19 protein-coding genes and 1 tRNA gene are annotated in these 16,853 nt (G+C 61.9%); 18 read left to right on the top strand and 2 right to left on the bottom strand.

Translation table 11 applies throughout. The features are described 5' to 3' along the window. Positions 1 to 36 precede the first annotated feature (36 nt). The 5 genes from AC3WP7_RS12010 (at position 37) to AC3WP7_RS11990 (ending at position 5,662) form a co-directional block, all read left to right on the top strand. Positions 37 to 648, top strand: a complete 612-nt coding sequence (locus AC3WP7_RS12010) for a LysE family transporter (RefSeq protein ID WP_093121043.1) — start codon at positions 37 to 39, stop codon at positions 646 to 648. 515 nt (positions 649 to 1,163) lie between these two features. Continuing rightward, complete coding sequence (locus AC3WP7_RS12005; RefSeq protein WP_071488216.1) at positions 1,164 to 1,457, top strand: hypothetical protein; 294 nt, start codon at positions 1,164 to 1,166, stop codon at positions 1,455 to 1,457. A 237-nt stretch (positions 1,458 to 1,694) separates the two neighbouring features. Beyond that, positions 1,695 to 4,409 (top strand): magnesium-translocating P-type ATPase, encoded by a 2,715-nt coding sequence (gene mgtA / locus AC3WP7_RS12000; protein ID WP_102591970.1) that lies wholly within the window; start codon positions 1,695 to 1,697, stop codon positions 4,407 to 4,409. A gap of 65 nt (positions 4,410 to 4,474) precedes the next feature. Continuing rightward, positions 4,475 to 4,822, top strand: coding sequence for a DUF2493 domain-containing protein (locus tag AC3WP7_RS11995; RefSeq protein WP_025999705.1), 348 nt, complete (start codon positions 4,475 to 4,477; stop codon positions 4,820 to 4,822). An 18-nt stretch (positions 4,823 to 4,840) separates the two neighbouring features. Beyond that, a complete protein-coding gene (locus AC3WP7_RS11990) occupies positions 4,841 to 5,662 on the top strand; it encodes a PA4824 family protein (RefSeq protein WP_093530574.1) in 822 nt (273 codons plus the stop codon). Here AC3WP7_RS11990 and AC3WP7_RS11985 read toward each other — a convergent pair. Beyond that, the gene (locus AC3WP7_RS11985) at positions 5,659 to 6,348 is read right to left on the bottom strand and encodes a tellurite resistance TerB family protein (RefSeq protein ID WP_093121045.1); all 690 of its coding nucleotides are present in this window, start codon (positions 6,346 to 6,348) and stop codon (positions 5,659 to 5,661) included. The two genes, AC3WP7_RS11990 and AC3WP7_RS11985, sit on opposite strands and share 4 nt — an antisense overlap. Positions 6,349 to 6,473: 125 nt before the next feature. Here AC3WP7_RS11985 and AC3WP7_RS11980 point away from each other — a divergent pair, with 125 nt between their 5' ends. Next, positions 6,474 to 7,001 carry a DinB family protein gene (locus AC3WP7_RS11980; RefSeq protein WP_093121046.1) on the top strand — a complete coding sequence of 176 codons (528 nt, stop codon included), beginning with the start codon at positions 6,474 to 6,476 and terminating at the stop codon, positions 6,999 to 7,001. Between the two features lie 20 nt (positions 7,002 to 7,021). Here the strand turns inward: AC3WP7_RS11980 and AC3WP7_RS11975 are convergent, their stop codons facing one another. Then, complete coding sequence (locus AC3WP7_RS11975) at positions 7,022 to 7,207, bottom strand: DUF2188 domain-containing protein (RefSeq protein WP_093513270.1); 186 nt, start codon at positions 7,205 to 7,207, stop codon at positions 7,022 to 7,024. A 271-nt stretch (positions 7,208 to 7,478) separates the two neighbouring features. On the opposite strand from AC3WP7_RS11975, the gene AC3WP7_RS11970 reads away from it, so the two are divergent. The 12 genes from AC3WP7_RS11970 to AC3WP7_RS11915 all read left to right on the top strand — a co-directional run bounded on the left by AC3WP7_RS11970 (position 7,479) and on the right by AC3WP7_RS11915 (position 16,541). Next, a tRNA-Leu gene (locus tag AC3WP7_RS11970) sits at positions 7,479 to 7,565 on the top strand. Positions 7,566 to 7,727: 162 nt separating this feature from the next. Next, on the top strand, positions 7,728 to 9,023 hold the full coding sequence (locus AC3WP7_RS11965; RefSeq protein WP_102591969.1) for a tyrosine-type recombinase/integrase: 1,296 nt from the start codon (positions 7,728 to 7,730) through the stop codon (positions 9,021 to 9,023). Positions 9,024 to 9,632: 609 nt separating this feature from the next. Continuing rightward, positions 9,633 to 10,367, top strand: a complete 735-nt coding sequence (locus tag AC3WP7_RS11960; RefSeq protein WP_102591968.1) for a hypothetical protein — start codon at positions 9,633 to 9,635, stop codon at positions 10,365 to 10,367. A 113-nt stretch (positions 10,368 to 10,480) separates the two neighbouring features. After that, a complete protein-coding gene (locus AC3WP7_RS11955) occupies positions 10,481 to 10,699 on the top strand; it encodes an AlpA family transcriptional regulator (RefSeq protein ID WP_102591967.1) in 219 nt (72 codons plus the stop codon). Positions 10,700 to 10,711: 12 nt separating this feature from the next. Continuing rightward, positions 10,712 to 11,563: a ParA family protein gene (locus tag AC3WP7_RS11950; RefSeq protein ID WP_102591966.1), complete on the top strand. Its 852-nt coding sequence runs from the start codon at positions 10,712 to 10,714 to the stop codon at positions 11,561 to 11,563. Next, positions 11,553 to 11,756, top strand: coding sequence for a hypothetical protein (locus tag AC3WP7_RS11945; RefSeq protein ID WP_102591965.1), 204 nt, complete (start codon positions 11,553 to 11,555; stop codon positions 11,754 to 11,756). Before AC3WP7_RS11950 ends, AC3WP7_RS11945 begins: the two co-directional genes overlap by 11 nt. Next, entirely contained in the window at positions 11,743 to 13,068 is a 1,326-nt protein-coding gene (locus AC3WP7_RS11940; RefSeq protein WP_492574131.1) for a ParB family protein, read from the top strand. The genes AC3WP7_RS11945 and AC3WP7_RS11940 overlap by 14 nt, the downstream gene beginning before the upstream one ends. Then, on the top strand, positions 13,065 to 13,625 hold the full coding sequence (locus AC3WP7_RS11935) for a DUF2857 domain-containing protein (protein ID WP_102591963.1): 561 nt from the start codon (positions 13,065 to 13,067) through the stop codon (positions 13,623 to 13,625). The genes AC3WP7_RS11940 and AC3WP7_RS11935 overlap by 4 nt, the downstream gene beginning before the upstream one ends. 3 nt (positions 13,626 to 13,628) lie before the next feature. Continuing rightward, complete coding sequence (locus tag AC3WP7_RS11930; RefSeq protein WP_102591962.1) at positions 13,629 to 14,765, top strand: STY4528 family pathogenicity island replication protein; 1,137 nt, start codon at positions 13,629 to 13,631, stop codon at positions 14,763 to 14,765. A 155-nt stretch (positions 14,766 to 14,920) separates the two neighbouring features. Next, a complete protein-coding gene (locus AC3WP7_RS11925) occupies positions 14,921 to 15,679 on the top strand; it encodes a PFL_4669 family integrating conjugative element protein (protein ID WP_102591961.1) in 759 nt (252 codons plus the stop codon). Continuing rightward, on the top strand, positions 15,667 to 16,143 hold the full coding sequence (locus AC3WP7_RS11920; RefSeq protein WP_102591960.1) for a DUF3158 family protein: 477 nt from the start codon (positions 15,667 to 15,669) through the stop codon (positions 16,141 to 16,143). The genes AC3WP7_RS11925 and AC3WP7_RS11920 overlap by 13 nt, the downstream gene beginning before the upstream one ends. Then, positions 16,140 to 16,541 carry a single-stranded DNA-binding protein gene (locus AC3WP7_RS11915; RefSeq protein ID WP_102591959.1) on the top strand — a complete coding sequence of 134 codons (402 nt, stop codon included), beginning with the start codon at positions 16,140 to 16,142 and terminating at the stop codon, positions 16,539 to 16,541. The genes AC3WP7_RS11920 and AC3WP7_RS11915 overlap by 4 nt, the downstream gene beginning before the upstream one ends. The last annotated feature ends 312 nt before the right edge of the window (positions 16,542 to 16,853 follow it).

Here is a 16,853-nt window from a genome sequence, read left to right as displayed (position 1 = left end):
TCACACTGCCCCACCTCACTTGAAGGAAATGCGGGCATGCTGACGATCTTTTTTTATGCACTGATATTCGGTTTTGTGTTTTGCCTCTCCCCCGGCGCCGTGCTCGCGGAGACCCTGCGCCGTGGCTTGCTGCATGGCTTTACACCTGCCCTGCTGGTGCAGTTCGGCTCACTGGTGGGCGATGCCGTGTGGGCAGTGATCGGCCTGACCGGGATCGCCCTGCTGATCCAGCATGACACGGTGCGTGTGCCGTTGACGGTGGTGTGTGCGTTGTACCTGGCCTGGCTGGGCGCACGCAGCCTGATCGATGCCTGGCACCTGCCACAACCGGACAGCGCGCCGGCCAGCACCCGGCAAAATGCCCTGGCGGTAGGCGCTGCAATTTCCCTGGCCAACCCGAAGAACATCGTCTACTGGGGCGCACTGGGCAGTGCGCTGTCGGGGATCGTCGGCACCACGCCCAGCCACGGGCAGACGCTGATGTTCTTTGCCGGGTTCATGCTCGCGTCGATCTTGTCATGCTTTCTGATTGCCGCTCTGGTGAACCTGTTGCGGCAGAACGCCTCGCCCACTTGGCAGCGCATCAGTTATGCCGCCTGTGGGCTGGTGCTGATCTACCTGGCGCTGCTGGCCTGGCAAGGCCTCTGATCAGGCCGGCCAGCGGCGGTGCAGGTCATCGATCACATAGGCATGCCCATGCACGCCGGCGTGATGGTGCAGCAGGTGCGGATGGCCGGCGGGCAGGTCGTGGTGTTCGTGCGCCACGGGATATAGACAAGCCCGTTCATCTCCACCTTCAAAAATAACTACTTCCCGCTCACAACGCTGAAGAAGTGCAAGTAACGATACAGCCGAAGCAGAACTTAAACAGCCCTTCTATCTGAACAGACTCTGAACTTGTAATGAATTAATACATTAAGCGTTGACATCCTGCATCGCCCTGAGTAGATTGCCCGTGCCTGCAACTGGGGCCTTTTTTAAACCTCACAAAAGAAGCCAATGGACACAGTATCTAGTCGCTGTCCGAGCACCGCCTTGGCGGGCATCGGGCGCCAAACCCAGAACATGACAGGACTCGCCTCCCCGGTCCGGTAAGCTGCGCTAGAGCTTGATGCTCCACCGTAACTGCCTCGCCGGTCGCTTGTCCGGTCCCGAGGTGTGTTATGACCTTGCTAACCCTTGCTTTGCCCGATGTACGCACACTAGCGGCAGCCCTGCGTGCCAAGCTGTGCCGTGAGCCTGTGGGTTTTTCGCCTACCCGCTCAACCTTTGCTGCACCCTCCCCCCAAGTGCGCCCGGCCTACCCGCTGGCGCATTGGCGTATCTGCCCTGACAGCGGCCAACTGGTCCAGCACTGGGATCACGCCGACCCTCAAGACCCACAGAGACCCAAGGTTTCCAGCCTGGCAAAGGCCAGCTTGATGCTCGGTCTGTATGTGAGCGCTCGCGCCGCCTGACTTGGCTGGAAACAGCAACTTCCTGATTATTGTTCTGGAGTTCTTTTATGAACACGTCCAGTAGTAGCCCGCTGCGCGCTAATTAATTAACGCGCTGTTAGCGGGCACTGTAGAAGTTATGTGAACACCTTATTTAAACCGATCGCGAAGTTAGCGACTCGGCATGCTTTCGCTCGCCTGTCATCAGGCCGGTAACGGGTATGTTTTGTCGAAAAATTGGCGACAGGAGCACACACCATGAGCGCCGTAAAAAACGCCCCATTGAACAAAAAGAGCAGCAGCCACACCGACACCAGACTGTCGATGCGTGCCGCCCGCGAAGCCCAGAACGGATTGTCGGCCACCTTGGCCAACGTCCGCGCCACCAAGGACGGCCTCACCGAGCTGGACGCCCAGGCGCGCCTGCAACGCGAAGGCTACAACGAAGTCGCCCATGACAAGCCGCCTCACGCCATCGTGCAGTTCCTGCAGGCACTGAACAACCCATTCATCTATGTGCTGCTGACCCTGGGCGGCATCAGCTTCTTCACTGACTGCTGGCTGCCGATGCAGGAAGGCGAAGACGCCGACCCGACCAAAGTCATCATCATCATGACCATGGTATTGCTCAGCAGCCTGCTGCGTTTCTGGCAGGAACATCGCTCGGCCAAATCCGCCGAAGCCCTCAAGGCCATGGTCCGCACCACGGCCACCGTGCTGCGCCGTGAGCAAGTGGGCTCGCAACCGACCCTGCGTGAAGTGCCGATGCGCGAGCTGGTGGCCGGCGATATCGTGCAGCTGTCGGCCGGCGACATGATCCCGGCCGATATCCGCCTGATCGAGTCCCGTGACCTGTTCATCAGCCAGGCGGTGCTGACCGGCGAAGCCTTGCCGGTGGAAAAGTACGACACCCTCGGCGAGGTCACACAGAAATCCGCCAGCGCCATGGCCGCCGACCAGGGCAACCTGCTGGACCTGCCCAACATCTGCTTCATGGGCACCAACGTGGTCAGCGGTCGGGCACAAGCTGTCGTCGTGGCCACCGGGGCACGCACCTACTTTGGCTCCCTGGCCAAGGCGATTGTCGGCTCGCGGGTGCAAACCGCGTTCGACCGCGGCGTGAACAGCGTCAGTTGGTTGCTGATCCGCTTCATGCTGGTGATGGTGCCGATCGTGTTCCTGCTCAATGGTTTCTCCAAGGGTGATTGGGGGGATGCGTTCCTGTTTGCCCTGGCAGTTGCCGTAGGCCTCACCCCGGAAATGCTGCCGATGATCGTCAGCGCCAACCTGGCCAAGGGCGCCACGGCCATGGCCAAGCGCAAAGTGGTGGTCAAGCGCCTCAACGCGATCCAGAACTTCGGTTCGATGGATGTGCTGTGCACCGACAAGACCGGCACCCTGACCCAGGACAAGATCATTCTCGAACACCACGTCAACGCCTTCGGCCAACGTGACGACGCCGTGCTGTCCCTGGCCTGGCTCAACAGCCATCACCAGAGCGGCATGAAAAACCTGATGGACCAGGCGGTGGTGGAGTTCTCGGAACGTAATCCGAAGTTCCAGGTGCCGTTTGCCTACAGCAAAGTCGATGAGTTGCCGTTCGACTTCGTCCGCCGTCGCCTGTCGATCGTGGTCAAGGATGCCGCCGACGATCAACTGCTGGTGTGCAAAGGCGCCGTGGAAGAGATGCTGACCATTTCCACGCATGTGATGGAAGCCGGCGCTGCGGTGCCACTGGATGATCGTCGCCGCGAGGAGCTGCTGGCGATCGCCAACGACTACAACGAGGACGGTTTCCGCGTGCTGGTAGTGGCGACCCGTCACATCCCTAAATCCCTGGCGCGTCAGCAGTACACCACGGCCGATGAGCGCAACCTGGTGATCCAGGGCTTCCTGACCTTCCTTGATCCACCGAAGGAAACCGCCGGCCCTGCGATTGCCGCGCTGCAACAGATTGGCGTGGCGATCAAAGTGCTCACCGGCGATAACGCCGTGGTCACCAGCAAGATCTGCCGCCAGGTCGGCCTCGATCCAGGCCAGCCGTTGCTGGGCACCGAAATCGAAGCGATGGACGACGCGACGCTGCTGCGCCGCGTGGAAGAACGTACCGTGTTTGCCAAGCTGACACCGCTGCAGAAATCCCGGGTGCTCAAGGCGCTGCAAGCCAACGGCCACACCGTAGGCTTCCTCGGTGACGGGATCAACGATGCACCGGCGCTGCGTGATGCCGACGTGGGGATCTCGGTCGACACCGCCACCGATATCGCCAAGGAATCAGCCGATATCATCCTGCTGGAAAAGAGCCTGATGGTGCTGGAAGAAGGTGTGCTCAAGGGCCGCGAAACCTTCGGCAATATCATGAAGTACCTGAACATGACCGCCAGCTCCAACTTCGGCAACGTGTTCTCGGTGCTGGTCGCCAGTGCATTCATTCCGTTCCTGCCGATGCTGTCGATCCACCTGCTGCTGCAGAACCTGATGTACGACATCTCCCAGCTGGCGCTGCCGTGGGACAAGATGGACAAGGAATACCTGGCCAAGCCGCGCAAGTGGGATGCGAAAAACATCGGCCGCTTCATGATCTGGATCGGGCCGACTTCGTCGATCTTCGACATCACCACCTTTGCGCTGATGTGGTACGTGTTCGCCGCCAACAGCGTCGAGATGCAGACCCTGTTCCAGTCCGGCTGGTTCATCGAGGGCCTGCTCTCGCAAACCCTGGTGGTGCACATGTTGCGCACCCGCAAGATCCCTTTCTTCCAGAGCACCGCCGCGTGGCCGGTGTTGATGATGACCTGCGTGGTGATCGTACTGGGGATCTACGTGCCGTTCTCGCCGCTGGGCGCCCTGGTGGGCCTGCAACCGTTGCCGATGGCCTACTTCCCATGGCTGGTGGGCACCCTGCTCAGCTACTGCTGCGTGGCCCAACTGATGAAGACGATCTACATCCGCCGCTTCAAGCAGTGGTACTGATCTTCCCCGCCGTTTAAACGGTGGCGGTCGCCCGGCCGCCACCGTGCACTACAAGGAAACACCCTATGCGCGTCTTGATCTGTGCAGGTCGTCATTACGCCGACACCAAAATGTCCCGCCAGGTGCTGGACGCTTACCACCGCCTGCGTCCGGTGCAGGTATTGATCCACGGCGGCAACCAATTCCTCGGCAGTGACGTCGAGGAATGGGCGCGGGAACTGGGCATCGACGTGGTGCGCTACCCGCCCAACTGGCAACGCCACGGCAAACAGGCGGAACGCCAGCGCAACCATTTCATGCTGACCGACAGCCGCCCCGATGTGGTCATCGCCCTGCCCGGCGGGGACGACACCAGCGAGCTGGTGTGCCAGGCCAAGGCCAGCGGCATTTCGGTACTGACCGTAGAAAGCTGAATTCATGTGAGGTGCATCATGCACAAAAAACACACCCCAGCCCGCCAGGACGGGTTTGCCAAATACCGTGCGCGTCACTACCGCGGCGCACGCCACACGTTACTGCTGCTGCCACCGGCCAAACGCCGCGCATTGCAGCGCAATTTGATCTTTATCGGCCTGACACTGGGCATCCTGTTGACGATTGCCTTGCTGTCAAAAGCCAACGCAGCCGGCGGTTCCTATGTGGTCGACGATGGCGCGATCAACGCGCCGGGCGAATGCAACGTCGACGCCTGGTACACCGCTGACCGCCACGACGGCAGTACGCATACAGAAACGCTGTCACCGGCCTGTACCTTCGCCGCGCTGCCGTCGGTGCAATGGGGTGCTGCCCTGTCGCGTGCAACCAGCACAGACAAGGGCGAAACCCAGGTGAACCCGCAGCTCAAGGCCCAGGTATGGTCGCGGGAGGATCTGGGCCTGGAGCTGGCCCTGTCCACCGGCGTGCATTTGGCCCTGGGTCGTCAACACGGGTTTGATGGCGCAGACTTCAATATCCCGTTGACCTGGCAACCGCTGACGCCCCTGCGGCTGAACCTGAATGCCGGCTGGTCCCATGCCTACAACGATGGTGACCAGCAACACCGCCTGACCTGGGGCACCGGTTTCGAGTATCAGGTGGCACCGTTGTTGACGCTGATCGCCGAGCGCTACGGCCAGGAAGGCGGTGACCAGGCCTGGCAGGCCGGGCCCCGGCTGCATTTGGGCGAATTCGTCGACGTGGACCTGGTGGTCGGTCGCAGCCTGATCGGGGATCGGGCGCAATGGCTGACTACCGGCGCCACACTGCGCTTCTAGGCCTTGGCCTGTTGTTCCAGGTGCAGTTGCAATTGCGGGTCGATTTGCAACTGCCCTGCCAGGTCGTCCAGGTAATTGCGTTCGGCGTCCTGCTGATCGTCCACCAGCATCACACTGGCCAGGTACACCTCGGCTGCCACCGCCGGGTCGCTGGCAAACTCGGCGAAATCCGCCGCATCCAGCGGCTTGGCCACCTCAGCGTCGAGCCATTGTTGCAGTTGCGGGTCGTCGGTATGCCGGCCCAGTTCATTGGAAATCAACTGCTGCTCTTGCTCATCGATGCGCCCGTCTGCCTTGGCCGCCGCGATCAAGGCACGCAGTACCGCGTGGCTGTGGGCTTCGGCGGCGGGACCGTCGAGCTGGTCCACCGTCTGGAAGGCTTGCTGTGGCGCGTTGGCCTGCTGGCGTTGCCAGGCCTGATAGGCCTGGAATGCGGCCATGCCCAGGGACGCGAGCGCCGCGTAATTCATTCCCCCGGAACGCCCTTGGGCAGGACGAGCGCCCGTGGTACCGCCCAGCATGCCGCCAAGGCCGCCCAATAGATCACCCAGGCCGCCACCGGTGGAAGCGTTGCCGGTGCTGGAGCCTTTCAGTAAACCGCCCAGCAGCCCGCCGAGGCCGCCAGTGGAAGCACTGCCACCTTGCCCGGCGCGCAAGAGTTGTTCCAGTAAGTCGCTGGTGTTCATGGTGCTACCCTCCCAGGGCACAGTGTTGGCGTCTGACAACCATAGCCCGGCCTTGCCGGAACACCATGACCGCCGGGCGGGCACGGCTTATCATCCCGTCACCGCGTCTTCGAGAGAACACCCACGTGAACCGGATTGAACATATCGCATTGATGGCGAACTACAACCAGTGGATGAACCGCAAGCTCTACGACGCGGCCAGTACGCTATCGGACGCCGAGTTATTGATGGATCGCCAGGCGTTTTTCGGCTCGATCCTCGGCACGCTCAACCATGTAGCGCTGGGCGACACCGTGTGGCTCAAGCGGTTTGCCGGGCATCCAGCCGGCTACACGGCGCTGGCGCCGCTGGAGGCGATTGCCGCACCAGTCGACCTGAGGCAGTTGGCATTTGCCGATATCCGCGAACTGGCCATCCACCGCGCCTGGCTGGACCAACTGATCATCGACTGGGCCCACACCGTGCGCGAGCCCGACCTGAATCAGCGCCTGCACTACAGCAACATGCGCGGGGTGACAGCCGACAAACCCTTCTTCAGCCTGCTGGTGCATTTCTTCAACCACCAGACGCATCACCGGGGCCAGGCCACCACGCTGCTGTCCCAGGCGGGGCTGGATGTGGGCACTACGGATTTACTGGCGCTGATCGACTGAGTTCGGCAGCAAGCATCGATCTACCTGGCCATCGGCCTGGTGCGGGCACGATACCCGGGCAGCGTGGCAGCATACGCCAGTGCCTGCTCACGGGAATTGAACGACGCCAACCGGTCCTGGGGCGTGCACACCCGCCAGGGTCCATAGTTTACCCGTACCACGTCGTATCCATTGATGTGCAGCTTGTTCAGCATTGGAGTGCTCATAATCACCTCGTCTACCTGAGATGTTGCCAGCGTTGCAGGCTTTACCTTACACCCCGAACACCGCAATGGACGACCGCATGTCGTGTCGGCTTTTGATGCCAGGGTCAACAGCGCGGGCCGACGACATCCTCCGGACCGCTGCCGAAAACCTTTCTAGATCACTGATCTGGCAAGCTTTTTCGCCCACCCACGAATGCAATAAAGCCCCTCTGCGACCTTGCATCCAAGCGTCTGGATCTATATATTCCCAACCCTGCTACACCGCGCTACCGCCCGAATGGCGAAACTGGTAGACGCATGGGACTTAAAATCCCCCGCTCGTAAGGGCGTCCCGGTTCGATTCCGGGTTCGGGCACCATCTCTTGCTCCATGGATAGCCAGTAACGTCCATGGAACCCTTTAAAACCCGCCGTTTGGCGGTTTTTTTCGTTTATGGCATTCCGTCGGGTTCTTTCGAGTTCCAGGCTTTTTAGGTATAGCTTTAGAGATACAAGCCAGTTCGATAATGGGTTGTATACTTATGCCACGTACCACTGCTCCCCTCAATGATACTGCTTGCCGTACGGCCAAGCCCAAAGATCGCCCATACGGTCTGTTCGATGGTGATGGTCTTTTTCTGCTAATCCAGCCTAACGGCCGAAAGGGATGGCGTTTTCGATACACCAAACCCAATGGCAAGCAAGGGCTCACGTCTTTCGGCAATTATCCTGTTTTCAGCTTGGTAGATGCGCGAGCCAAACGCTTGGAGTCCAAACGCTTGCTGACGCAAGGCATCGACCCAATTGAAAATAAGCGCAGCGTCAAAAAAGAAGCTGAGGTGAAAGGCCGAACCTTTGAAGATGTCGCACTGGATTGGCATCGAGACATGTCGCCCAGGTGGACCCCAGGCCATTCAAAAAATGTTCTACGCCGCCTTCAGACCTACGTCTTTCCACATATCGGGGCGCGGTCTGTCGTTGAGCTGGACACCCACGATCTCCTGCAGCCTTTAGAAGCAATCAAGCAGAAAGGATCAATTGACGTTGCGATGAGGGTAAAAAACTACCTGCTGAATATCATGCGGGAAGCCAAGCGTAGTCGCCTGATTAGCGTTAACCCCGCGTACGATCTCGAAGGTTCTATCAAACCGAAACGCGTGACTCATCGCCCTGCCCTGCCTCTGTCACGGTTACCCGAGCTATTGGAGCGCATTGACAGCTACAAAGGCCGCACACTCACTCGTCTGGCCGTCATGCTCTCGTTGCATCTCTTCGTTCGCTCCAGCGAACTGCGCTTTGCCCGCTGGAACGAGTTCGATCTTAAGGGCGCTGTGTGGGAAATCCCGGACACAAGGCCAGCCCTCGAAGGCGTTAGCTTTTCAACTCGGGGTACAAAAATGGAGGGCGACATCCATTTAGTACCCTTATCCCCCCAGGCGATTGCACTACTCAAACGAATCCAAGCCATTACAGGTGGGTACGACCTAGTGTTCGCTGGCGATGCCAACCCCCGTAAACCCTTATCAGAAAATACCGTCAACAAAGCGCTTCGAACAATGGGTTACGACACCCAGTCCGACATTTGCGGGCATGGATTCCGCACAATGGCTTGCAGCGCGTTGGTGGAGTCTGGGCTGTGGTCCGTCACTGCGATTGAGCGGCAAATGAGTCACAGAGAAAGGAACAGTGTCCGAGCGGCTTACATCCATAAAGCCGAGTTCATCGATGAACGGAGGCTGATCATGAACTGGTGGAGTGATTTTTTAGCGGCAAATCGGGATGAGGGTATAACCCCGCATGATTTCGCCAATCAGCCCCATGAATCGGCCGCTATTTAAATAAACTCGGGCTTCTGGATGATCATCAAATCTGTGGTGCAACAATTGCCAAATATTACGAAAGCAGACCGCTTTGCATTTTGTATATATAGCCTTGCCAAAGGAACGCCGAGCAACTACATGACTCAGTGCTATTTCGCTGAATACCTGAGTCACGTTGCCGTAATGGCTCATTCGCTCGAACGCTCCCCTGGATGCGCGAAGCCAGTTGATCGAGACGATGCCAGAGCGCGTCGTAAGCAGCTCGCGGATTGGTTGCAAGCCAAGAAGTGAAGATGTCAGATGGCAAGGCTTTGCGACCGTCATTCCTTCTCGGCGCGTCCAGGTCGAATCTCGACGAACAAGCTCAGGGTACTATGCACGGAAAAATGTAACGGCTGATGTCACCTGATCAGGCGCGATGCCCAGGTGCCCCATGTTGCCTAAAGCGTGTGCACCACAACGTGACAACACTCTCCACATTGGCCTGAATTCTGCCCACCCAAGACCTCCATTTCGTTGGATGATAGCCACGACGGCTACGGGAATGGCCCCGCACTCCCATCACTACAACAGCCGCCTAACCAAGGAACCCATTGATGACTTCACTATTCATGCAAGGTATCGATCATGCGCGAACTTACTACCTCATTGATGAAAGCCTACTACCACCCGATTGAAGCAGCGATCCGCTGGAGTGACCTGCACCGCTTCGAAACCTCAATCCTGGCACAACTCGGCGACCGTCTACGCCCGACCAAGGACGACTTTCCACGCTGGCCAAACCTGCATTTGAACAGCGAGCGCATCTACTGTGCGCTGTACAACGGCGACCTCCCCTTCGGCAAGCACGGCATCATCTGTCAGGACAAAAGCCTGCTGGAGTCCCCTGAACTGAGCATCTGCGAGCCGCACCTGAAGGCCTGGATGCAACTCCACTATCCGGCAGACAAGCCGAGATTTTTGTACGGGCCTGCCGAACGTCGTGGCCTGACGTGGACGGCGATGCAGGAGATGTCGGCCAACCACACGGAGCTGAAAGTGCAGCTCGAAATGTGCGCCAAGAACGGGGCACAGTTGAAAGAGCAGAAAGCCCTGCTGGAGCGCGACCTGGCTAAGTTGCGACACCTGGCCCCTCCCGGCGAAGAACTCAGTGACCGTGGCCGCTCTGCCCTTTTGAACATCATCGGTGGCCTGCTGACGGTGCTGCGCGGCAGCTCCCCCGGCGGGCAACGCTACAGCCAGTTCGACAGTGACTCGTCGATCATCCAGGCGATCATTTCCTACCACGGCGGGCGTGTCGGCATCACCGAGCGCACGATGCAGAAGCATTTCGCCGCGGCTCGCCGCAGCCTGGGCGCTTGAGCAACTCACCGGAACCGCAACTGCGGCCGAGTCCCCCGCAGTTGCGGTAGCCGCAGGCTGACGCGGGCTATTGAATACCGATCACCCCTAACAAGCCTTCGGGAGTGATCATCATGATTGACAACATCTCCACAGAACCCCTGCACGCCGAGCACCGTGTGCTACGCCGGGTCGATGTCGAACACAAGACTGGCCTCAAGCGCGCCCACCTGTACGCGCTGATGCGCGCCGGGCGTTTCCCCAAGAGTTTTCCACTGGGCATCCGTGCGGTGGGCTGGGATTCGCTTGAGGTTGAGCAATGGATCGCCGAACGCCGCGCCGAACGCTACTGATGGGAGACGACCATGCGTATTGTGGCCATAGCGTCCTCCAAAGGCGGCGTCGGCAAAACCACCACTGCGGCCAACCTCGGCGGCTTTGCCGCCGACGCCGGTCTGCGTGTATTGCTGCTGGATCTGGATGTGCAACCGACCCTGTCCAGCTACTTTGCACTGACCTACCACGCCCCGGCCGGTACTTACGAGTTGCTGGCCTGCAACGAGCGCGACCTGGACCGATTGGTGTCGCGCACCAGCATCCCCGGCCTGGATCTGATCGTATCCAATGACGAGTTGGGCCAGCTCGGTACCTTGCTGCTGCACGCACCCGATGGCCGCTTGCGGCTACGCAATCTGCTGCCGATTTTTCAGGCCCACTACGACCTGCTGCTGATCGACACCCAGGGCGCACGCACTGTGCTGCTGGAGATGGCGGTGCTAGCCGCTGACCTGGCACTGTCACCCGTCACCCCGGAAATCCTCGCCGCCCGCGAACTGCGCCGCGGCACCCTGCGATTACTGGACGATATCGCGCCCTACCGCCACCTGGGCATCCAGCCGCCGCCGCTGTACCTGCTGATCAACCGCGTGCATCCGGTGTCGGCCGATGCGCGGCAGATCCAACAGGCCCTGCGCCAGGTGTTCAGTCACACCGGCGGTGTCCAGGTGCTGCACACCGCCGTGCCGGCGATCGATGCCTACCCGCGGGCCGCTACCCAGCAATGGCCGGTGCATCGGGTCGAGTACCGCAAGCCGTCCGGGCGCGTGGCCCCTGCTGCACTGGAAACCATGCGTGCCCTGGCCGGCGAGTTGTTCCCGGCCTGGGTGGCGCGCTTCGCCACGGTCACTGGGCGTGGAGGTCGTCAGCATGGACAGTAATCGCCTACCGCGCCGCCTGCGTCGGTTGATCCTGATGGCCCTGCGTGAAGGCTGGCGGGTGGAGATCAGCCCCGACCTGCACCTGACCCTGCGCAAGCCTGGCTTCACCCCGATCCACACCGGCGCCCGCGCCAACGACAGGCGCCCGGTAGTGCGGCGGGCCAAACCAACCGACAGTAATGACCATGGCTAAGCCGGCCGCCCCGGACCTGGCCGCCCAACTGCTGGCCACGCCATTTACGCGCAGCGTGCCGTCTACGCAGGCAGCCAGCGATCCCGTGGTGGACACCCCGATGCAGGTGAGCCTGGAGCAACTGCGCCCGTACCATTTCGACCCGCGCCGAGCACCGAACCCGCAGTACCAGGCGATCAAGGCCTCGATCCGCCAGCGCGGGCTGGACCAGCCACCGAACATCACTCGCCGCCCGGACGAAGAGCACTTCATCATCCGCAACGGCGGCAACACCCGTCTGGCGATCCTCAATGAGCTGTGGGCGGAAACCGGCGAGGAACGTTTCCACAGCTTCCTGTGCCTGTTCCGCCCCTGGACCGCGCGCGGCGAGATCCTGGCCCTGACCGGGCACCTGGCCGAAAACGAGTTGCGCGGCAGCCTCAGTTTTATCGAGCGCAGCCAGGCGGTGGATCAGGCGCGGCAGCTGTATGAGGAAGAATGCGGGCATGCGCTGAACCAGCGCGAGCTCGCCGAACGCCTGACTGAGGACGGCTACCCGGTGGACCAGCCGGCGATCAGCCGCATGGGCGACACCCTGCAGTACCTGCTGCCGGCCATTCCCGAGGCGCTGTATGCCGGGCTGGGGCGGCCGCAGATCCGCAAGCTGTTGGCGTTGCGCAAGGCCGCGCAGCACACCTGGCAGCAACATGCTCCCGACGCCGAGGCCGAGTTCGCGCCAGCCTTTGAACACAGCCTGGCGCGCTGCGACAGCGGTCAGGGGCAGTTCTCGGTGGAGCGGGCACGCGATGAGCTGATCGGTGATCTGGCCCAGCATCTTGAGCTGGGCTACGAAGAACTGGCGCTGGACCTGGGCGAAACAGAACTGCATCGCGACCTGCTCAGCCAGTTGCTGGAGCCCGAAGTACCGCTGCCGCACCCTGAACCAGGCAAGCTGCCGACGGCCGCGACCTTTACCCCAGCGCCGACGAATGCCGCAGCACCGAATGGCGAACCGTTGCGAAAGCGCATTGCTGAGCTGGCACAGGCGATCACCGAAAGCTGCGCGCCAACGATTGAGGTACTGGCGCAGACCGAGGGGCTGGGTTTCGCCTGCCACTGTGAGGATCCCGGCACCCTGGCCGCGCAAGGCCAGGCCCTGCTCGGGTTCTGGCAGGCGTTGACTGACCCGGCCAATGCCACGCCAGCCCACATCGGCGCCCTGCTATGCGGCACCCCATCCCACGCCCCTTGGCTGGACGATGCGGCGCTGGCTCAACTGTTTCGCCTGATCAAGCTCGCACGCCAACTGCCCCATGCCGGTGAGCCGAGATGAAGACGCGGCAACCACTAAACCAGGCGGTGATCGCCCAGGCACTGCAAGACCTTCGCAACGGCCAACTACGCCGCTGCCTGGCAATGGGCTTTACCGAGCAGCAACTGGCCGCACTCAAGCGCCCGGAGCTGCTCAGCGTCTTGATCAACGCCCAGGTCTGCTGGTGCAAAGTCACGGTCAACCCGGCGGTGGTGCAGCGCATCCTGACCCAGGCCATCGTCGTCAACGAGGAAGTCGCCACCATCGACCGCCTGCTGCGTGCTGGCGCCAGCACCGAGATGATGAGCCGCTACCACGGCCTGCCCCACCAGGAAGTGGCGACCCGGCGCGAGGTACTCGGCTTGCCCAAGCGCCGCGGCCGCCATCCCACCCTCGACGAGGCCCAGGACACCGAACTGTGGCGGCGCTGGAAACCCTTGCGCGATCAACGCCAGCTCGACTTGGCCGATGACGCGGCGATGCTGCAACTGGCGCTGGAAGTGGCCGAAGACATGGCCCTGCCGCTGTCGGTGGTGTGGGCCACGATCCAGGGTTGGGTCGAACAGAAACTGGTCTGAACCATGGCGCGCCGTCCCGAGCCGCCCGCCACCACACCGGTCCGGCCGCTGCCCCGCGACGACTTTGTTTACAGCGGCCAGCTGCATGACTGCGTGCCACGCGCCCTGCTGCTGGACCGCCGCTTGTCACCGCTGGAGCGCAATGCCTGGCAGGTGATCCGCCTGCTGCTCAATGGCGACGGGGTCACCGCCCTGCCCACCTACGAGCGCCTGCGCCCCTTCCTCACCACCTCCCCCTGCGCCAGCCAAGCCTCCTGCGAAACCGTCGCACGGGCGCTGACCGTGCTGCGCCTGTGCCGCTGGCTCAGCCTCGCGCGCCGGCGTCGGCCGGGAAGTCACGGCCAATGGCAGGGCAATCTCTACGTGCTGCACGAAGCGCCGCTATCACCCTTCGAGGCGCTGCGCCTGGACGCCGAGTACTTGGAGCTGCTCAGCCAGTCGCTGACCCACGCCAGCAAGGCGGTGCAATGGGTGGCCTATGACGCGCTGCAGGCACTCGCCGAAGATCCACTGTTGTCCACCCGCCCTCTGCCGGAGCACCTGCAACGGTTGGCTGATTGGCTGGAAAGCGCCACCGACATCCAGCCACCACCGCCCTCCCTGATCTCACAGCTCACCGCGGCACGTACTTCGGATTCCGAAGGCAACCCTACTTCGGAATCCGAAATCACCTCACCTGCTTCGGATTCCGAAGCAGGTCTGAAAGCCCCGAGTTCCGCCTGCCTTCGGAATCCGAAGCAGGCGCCTAGTACTGTATTTAGTATCAGTAAAAGCTTTTGTATACCGCGCGCGCGGGAAACGAAACCGGCCACGCTGCCGCCCGGCTTTGCCCAACTGCGCCCGGAAGAACAGAGTGCCGCACTGGCCACCTTGCAACGCGTGGAGCCGGAATTACGCCAGGCGGTGCTGGACGAATGGCAGGTGCGCTGCGCGGCCGGTGGCGTGCAACGCCCAGCGGCCTACCTGTTCGGCATCCTGCAAAAGGCTCTGCGGGGTGACTTCCATCCCTGGGCGACCAAAGCCAAACCGGCCTCACCACCACCCGCACCGGCACCGCTATCGCCCGAACAGCAACAGGCGCGGTTGGACAATGCGCGCCACCACCTGGCCAACCTGCGCGAGCTGCTCGGCATCCGCTAGCGCCCGTGCCCTGTTCCAGCGATGTCTGCCAACGACTTATGTCACTGACATAATCAGCGCGGCAATCCGGAACACCGCGCGTGTGCATTGCCCACAGACACCGGGTAGCGAACCGGCCACGCTAAGTCCTCGACTTGCCTTCGAGCCCTTTGCCCATGGCCCTCACCGACCACGCCCCGCTCGGTCGCCTGCGCAGCGATATGCAGCTGACCCTGCACACCCACCATGCCATTCGCCTGTGGCAAGGCCGCCTGCCTGCCGCCGAGCTGCACGGCATCTTCGGCCTGAGCGCGTTTGTTGCCATGCTCAACCGCATCCACCGCGACGCCGCGCTGGACGACCCATATGCCGATGCCTGGCTGCTGCAAGTGGAAGCCAAACTCGACAGCACCCGTGCCGCCCTGCTCGACCTGCGCGCCCAGTTGAGCGACGCCCTGACCCAAGCCCCGGCAGCCCTCCGGCTGGGCGACAACCTCAACCTGGAGCCCGTGCAACTGCCCGTCACGGTCAACGCTCCGCTGGGGTTCCTTGGGCTGTACCTGCTGGCCGACTTCGACGAACTGGCCCGGCGCGCCCTGCTGGCCCAACACACCGCCCTGATCGACCCACCCACCCTGGATCGCTGGCTGGAGGAAGGTGCACACCAACTGCGCAGCCTGTTCGGCCTGGTCCAGCCCTACCGCTCCAGCGGCGTCTGCCGCAGCGATTTCCAAGCCAACAACGCCAGGGCCGCACACGCGCGCGAGCAGTTGGGTGAACTGCCACAGCCAGTGCTGGAGGGCCTGCAGCGTGCCCGTCACGCCCCGACGATCCGGCGCCCTGGGCCAACCAAGACCAACGGTACTGGGCCAGAGCCCACGTTTGCAGACGAAGCCGCCAGTGATGACGAGGAGGCCCAGCCATGCCCGCACTGACCCTCGCCGAGGCGCTGGAACAGCTCGCCTCCCTAAAAGGCCTTTTCAAGGGTAAGGGGGAGTTGGTGGTACTGGCCGAGGCCTGCTGCGCACTGCGCGATCAACTGATCCAGCAGGATCTGTGTGCCGTGCTGGCTGATGCCCGTACCCCGCCACTGCACCTCATGCCTGTGCAACTCAATCGCCAGGCCACGGCCGCCGGCACCTGCTTCCTGCGCTGGCGCAGGGTCGACCGCACAGCCATGGGCGTAGCGCAGTGGCAAGCCTTGCTCCTGGCGCCGAACACGCCCGAGCTAGTCGTGCCCCAGCTGTATCAACTGGAACGCCAACGCGTGCTGCTCAACGCCCAGATCAGCCTGGCCCACAACCTGGCACAGCTGGCCCGTAGCGCCGTCGACAAACTGGTCCATGCCGAGCACACCGTCCAGCAGCGCCTACCCATCCTTGCCCCGGAGGTTCCATGAGCACCTATTTCATCGGCGAAGGCAACATCGGCTCCGCCCCGGAGTTTCGCGAATTCCCCCGCGACAACATCGAACCCCGGCGCCTGCTGCGGCTCAACGTCTACTTCGACAACCCAGTGCCGACCAAAGACGGCTATGAGGACCGCGGCGGCTACTGGGCGCCGGTGGAGCTGTGGCACCAAGATGCCGAACAGTGGCAGGCGCTGTACCAGAAAGGCATGCGCGTGCTAGTCGATGGCCGCACCGTGCGCGAAGAGTGGGAGGACCGTGAGGAGAACCCACGCGTCACCTTCAAGATCGAGGCGCGAAGGGTGGCGATCCTGCCGTATCGGTTGGCGCGGGTGATGTTGTTGGCGCATACCGAGCCGGCCATCGATGTGCCAGCCGACCCAGTGTGACTCAACTGCCAACATGCTGTTGTATGTCCGCTTCCCTCGTCATTCGTCGCATCGGCATTGAAACGATGTGCAGGGATTTTTAGGATGCCAAGCGACGGTGTGCCGGCATCGTCACGGAGTGGCGGGTAGGCGATGGACCACCTCATGACCGCCTACTGCGCCCGCCACTCCGTTCCTTGCGCAAGATTGAGCCTCAAGGGTGCTTTCCTCCTTCCCTACTGGCGCCTTGACGCTCCCTTTCTCCATCCAATGCCAATGTCAGCCACCGCCGGGACGACCTGATGCTGGAACTGGATTCGCGCGAAGGCGTAC

Source organism: Pseudomonas sp. FW305-3-2-15-C-LB1, from assembly GCF_058787615.1.
The sequence above is the reverse complement of the archived record's forward strand: the minus strand, read 5'-3'. Positions and strand labels throughout refer to the sequence as shown.